Raw genomic sequence first — 4,201 nt, forward strand, 5'->3', positions numbered from 1 at the left:
TCACTTATAAAGCTTTGAGGTTGACCCTGTCATTACATTAATTTTGTCTTGACAGGTCACCTATGTTTTCTGGATCCCCAGACAACACAAGCACCCACACAAATCATCTTGATTCTTAAAGATTTTTACCCTTAACCCTTCCGGTTAAGGTCACTCGACTACTCGCCTTTCGCTTTCGTCTCGTTTGTTTCTCTCGTTTCGAGGAGGTGCGCATTATACTCAACGCTTTCACCCCGTCAACACTTATTTTTCTAAGTGCCTCGGGCCTTTCAACCCTGCCCCGCCACCTTGTGGCAGGGAGGCGAACTATACGCCTTTTCCTGTTTGCGTCAAACCTTAATTTGACGCTGAATTTGGTGGGTCGTGCGGGACTCGAACCTGCGACCAATTGATTAAAAGTCAACTGCTCTACCAACTGAGCTAACGACCCGTTAAGGAGGTGCGTATTTTACATATCCTGAATTGGGGCGCAAGCCCCTTTTTGATCATTCAGGGGCATAAATTGTGACATCAGGAATACCAGCGTCCATAAAACCTTGTTTTCTATAATGACAGGCATCGCAACGTCCACATGCCCTTCCCTGTTCATCCGGGTTGTAGCAGGAAATTGTTTGCGCATAGTCGACGCCAAGCCGCGTACCCCATTGGATAATCTCGGCCTTGGTCAGTGTTTGCAATGGTGCCACGATCTTGAAGGGCTTGCCTTCAAGACCGGCCGCGGTGGCCAGATTGGCTGTCACCTCAAACTGCTTGATAAATTCGGGGCGACAATCCGGGTAGCCGGAGTAGTCCACTGCGTTGACGCCAATGTAGATACGCCGGGCTCCCAGTATCTCTGCCCACCCCAGCGCCAGCGATAGAAAAGTAAGATTTCTTGCCGGCACATAGGTTATCGGTATGTGCTCTACAGCCTTGGCATCATAATCAGGCACAGCCAGTGTGCTATCGGTTAGCGCCGAGCCGCCGACATCATTCAAGTTGATACTGATCATCTTGTGATGCTGAATACCTAACTGATGTGCGACACGGTACGCCGCTGTCAGCTCTACCTTGTGACGCTGCCCGTAATCAAAACTGACCGCATGCACTTGGTATCCATCACTTTTCGCGATAGCAGCCACTGTGGCCGAGTCGAGCCCACCGGATAAAAGCACGACCGCCTTCGGTTGTGTATTTTCAGTGTCCAGGTTCATTTCCCCATATCAATTTGTGCAACTGCTGCTGAAAACGCAAACGCAAGCCGCTTTCCAGTATCCACTCAGCCAGTTCCAACGGAGTGACATCGCCAAATACGGGTGATATAAGAACATTAAATCGTTTATCCATCTGATATTGGCGCACATGCTGGATTGACCACTCAAAATCATCAGCACTGCCAATGACGAATTTGATTTCATCACTGGGCTTGAGCAGCTTGATATTCTCAAAGCGATTCTTTTCGGCTTCACCCGAACTCGGCGTTTTCAGATCCATGACCACGCGTACCCGTGGATCAACGCCTTCAATAGGAAGCGCACCACTGGTTTCCAGGCTGACTGAATAGCCCGCATCGCAGAGGGACGTCAGCAAAGGCAGACAGGCGGGTTGAGCCAGTGGCTCGCCACCTGTCACGCAGACATCCTGCGTATGATGCGCAGCGACCTGCTCAAGGATGGACGCCAGACTCAGTCGCTCACCGCCCGTAAAGGCATAAGCCGTATCGCAATAGACACACCGTAGCGGACACCCCGTAAGCCGTACAAATACAGTCGGCCACCCTGCGCTCTCGGACTCTCCTTGTAATGAGCGGAATATCTCCGTAATCCGTAATTGAAGCGGGGCCTTCTCTTGTACGGCGATATCGTCCAAGGCTGAGATCATCTTTTTTCAGCATCCATGCGCGCCAGCCGCTGTTTCGCCAGATTGGCCGCCTGACTTTGAGGGTATTTGCTGATCACTTGCTGGAAAATAGCTCGTGCTTGTTTGTTTTTGTTTTCGTCATAGGCGATATAGCCCGTTTTCAACAGGGCATCTGGCACTCGGTCGCTATTCGGGAATTGGGTCAATATTTTCCGATATGCCGCTTCAGCCTTATCTCGCTTTTGTTCAACGTAATAAGTTTCGCCCTGCCAGAACCACGCGCTTGGCGCCCATTGACCCTGTGGGTCAGCATCGATAGCAGCCTGAAAGCCGGTGATCGCCTGATCGTATCGCCCATCCTTCAACTGGGCGAAGGCTGCGTTATACAGGGCCTGCTGCTTTGCACCGGCCGCAGCATCTTGACCGGATGCGGGTGCGGGGGATGCTGGCGCAGGTACCGGCGGCGCTGAAGCGGCAGGAGCATTGATTGCGGGGACCGTAGGTGGTACCGGTGCTACCGGCGTAGCCGGCTCATTCGGTGCAGTAGCGCTGCCTCCCGATTGCTCAAGTTTTGACAGTCGATCATCAAATGAACTGAATGCGGACTGCTGGGCTTTTTGTAGCCGCTGGATCTGATTTTCCTGCTCTTCGTTCTGTCCGCGCAGATCTCTGACCTGTTCCTGCAAGCGCGATACGCTATCCAGCAGATTCTGAATAATTACCGTCTGCCCGGATGACGTATTTGCATTTGCACCGGTCTCCCCCACACCCAGCGGCTGAGGTGCGAGCGGCTGAGGAGTTGCTGCCTGCGAGTCCGCTTGGGGTGCTTGCGAAGTAGCCGCTTGGGCTGTATCTGATTTATCGCTCCAATTGAGCCAACTGGGTGGGGTCTGCGCCCAAGCTGTCTGCGTGGTTGCCATGCCCAATACGGCCAATAAAGTTAAATTTTTAGCGCTGCGTTTCATCATCAAGCGATTCATGGGGATTTCCTATATAAGTAAACACCGCTCGACCAAGCCACTGTTTGCTTGACCCTGCGACTGCTCTATTTCAACTATTCGTCGCCTTGAAATGGCCCCCAGGCTGGGTCACGCACCTTGCCGCGGGCAAAGCGCAAGGTCTGGCTCTCACCACCCGAAACAGGGCTGACTTTCAACACCGAGCTTCCGCCTACCTGTGATGCGTAGATCAGCATCGAGCCGTTAGGCGCGAAACTCGGCCGCTCTTCTGAACCGCCGTTACTGATGTAGCGCAAATCACTACCCCCCCCCGACAAAGACTGAACGGCAACACGGAAACCACCATTGCCACCCGCCAACATAGCCAGTGTTTTACCATCAGGAGAAATTGCACCACCGGCCGCATACGACAAACCGAACGTCAGGCGCTGCGCAGAAGATGAACCAATCGTCTTTTCGAATAGCTGAGGCGAACCGGAACGATCCGAAGTGAATACCAGTGTCTGGTTGTCCGGCAACCAGCAGGCTTCCGTATTGATCGAACCATCATTGGTGATTTGTGTCAGGTTTCGCGTGTCCAGATCGACCACATAAATATTCGGGCTGTGATATTTGGACAGTGTGATAGCAATCTTATTGCCCTTTGGCGACCAGCTTGGCGCCCCATTGATACCAGGGAATTTTGTCAGTTGATAACGCTGGCCTGTGCGCAAGTCCTGCACCCAGATACCTGAACGACGACCCTCGAACGACACGTAGGCGAGCTTGCTGCCGTCCGGCGACCAGGTGGGTGACATCAGCGGAAAGTTGGAACTCAGCACTGTCTGTGGGTTGGCGCCATCAGAATCGGCCACTTCAAGGGTGTAGCGGCGCTTCTTGCCCGGGCCGTCCGTCTCGGTCACGTAGGCGATCTTTGTATCAAACGCACCCCGTACGCCCGTGATCTGTTTGAAAATGATGTCGGCGATACGGTGCGCGATACTGCGTGCGGCGGAAATCGGCGCTGTAATAACGCGACCGGTCATTTGCTGACCGTTGGTAACATTCAGTAGATAAAAGGTTGCCTGGTAATTGCCGCCTTGCTGCTCCACTTTGCCCACAACCAGATATTGCGCCTTGCCCGTACGCCATTGGTCGAACTGGACTTGCTCCGGTGCAGACGGTTGGCTCGGCATCTGATCTGCGGTTAATGGCGCAAACTGCCCCGAACGCGCCAGATCGGCATCGATGATTGATGAGAAGTTTGTGTTTGTCGTGGTGGAGAACGGAACGATCGCAATCGGAACACCGCTTTCCTGACCACCACTGATCACGATGTTCAACTCCGCCTGGCTCACCGCCGGTGCGAGGAACAGCAAGCCGCTCAGAATCCATAAACCCCAGCGTTGAATGCGCGCTTTCAT

Annotated in this window: 4 protein-coding genes and 1 tRNA gene; all 5 read right to left on the bottom strand. The window is 53.2% G+C overall.

Annotation, left to right across the window (positions count from 1 at the left end; all coding sequences use genetic code 11):
- Positions 1–354 precede the first annotated feature (354 nt).
- Positions 355–430: transfer RNA gene (locus PHD44_RS12325), tRNA-Lys, on the bottom strand.
- A 55-nt stretch (positions 431–485) separates the two neighbouring features.
- Positions 486–1,193 carry a 7-cyano-7-deazaguanine synthase QueC gene (gene queC, locus PHD44_RS12330; protein ID WP_300192155.1) on the bottom strand — a complete coding sequence of 236 codons (708 nt, stop codon included), beginning with the start codon at positions 1,191–1,193 and terminating at the stop codon, positions 486–488.
- On the bottom strand, positions 1,177–1,860 hold the full coding sequence (gene queE / locus PHD44_RS12335) for a 7-carboxy-7-deazaguanine synthase QueE (RefSeq protein ID WP_300192157.1): 684 nt from the start codon (positions 1,858–1,860) through the stop codon (positions 1,177–1,179). The genes queC and queE overlap by 17 nt, the downstream gene beginning before the upstream one ends.
- Positions 1,857–2,819 (bottom strand): tol-pal system protein YbgF, encoded by a 963-nt coding sequence (ybgF, locus tag PHD44_RS12340; RefSeq protein ID WP_300192158.1) that lies wholly within the window; start codon positions 2,817–2,819, stop codon positions 1,857–1,859. The genes queE and ybgF overlap by 4 nt, the downstream gene beginning before the upstream one ends.
- A gap of 74 nt (positions 2,820–2,893) precedes the next feature.
- Positions 2,894–4,201, bottom strand: a 1,308-nt coding sequence (tolB, locus tag PHD44_RS12345; RefSeq protein WP_300192160.1) for a Tol-Pal system beta propeller repeat protein TolB, incomplete at its 5' end; no start/stop codon positions are given.

It is taken from the genome of Halothiobacillus sp. (assembly GCF_028710545.1).
Classification (GTDB): domain Bacteria; phylum Pseudomonadota; class Gammaproteobacteria; order Halothiobacillales; family Halothiobacillaceae; genus Halothiobacillus.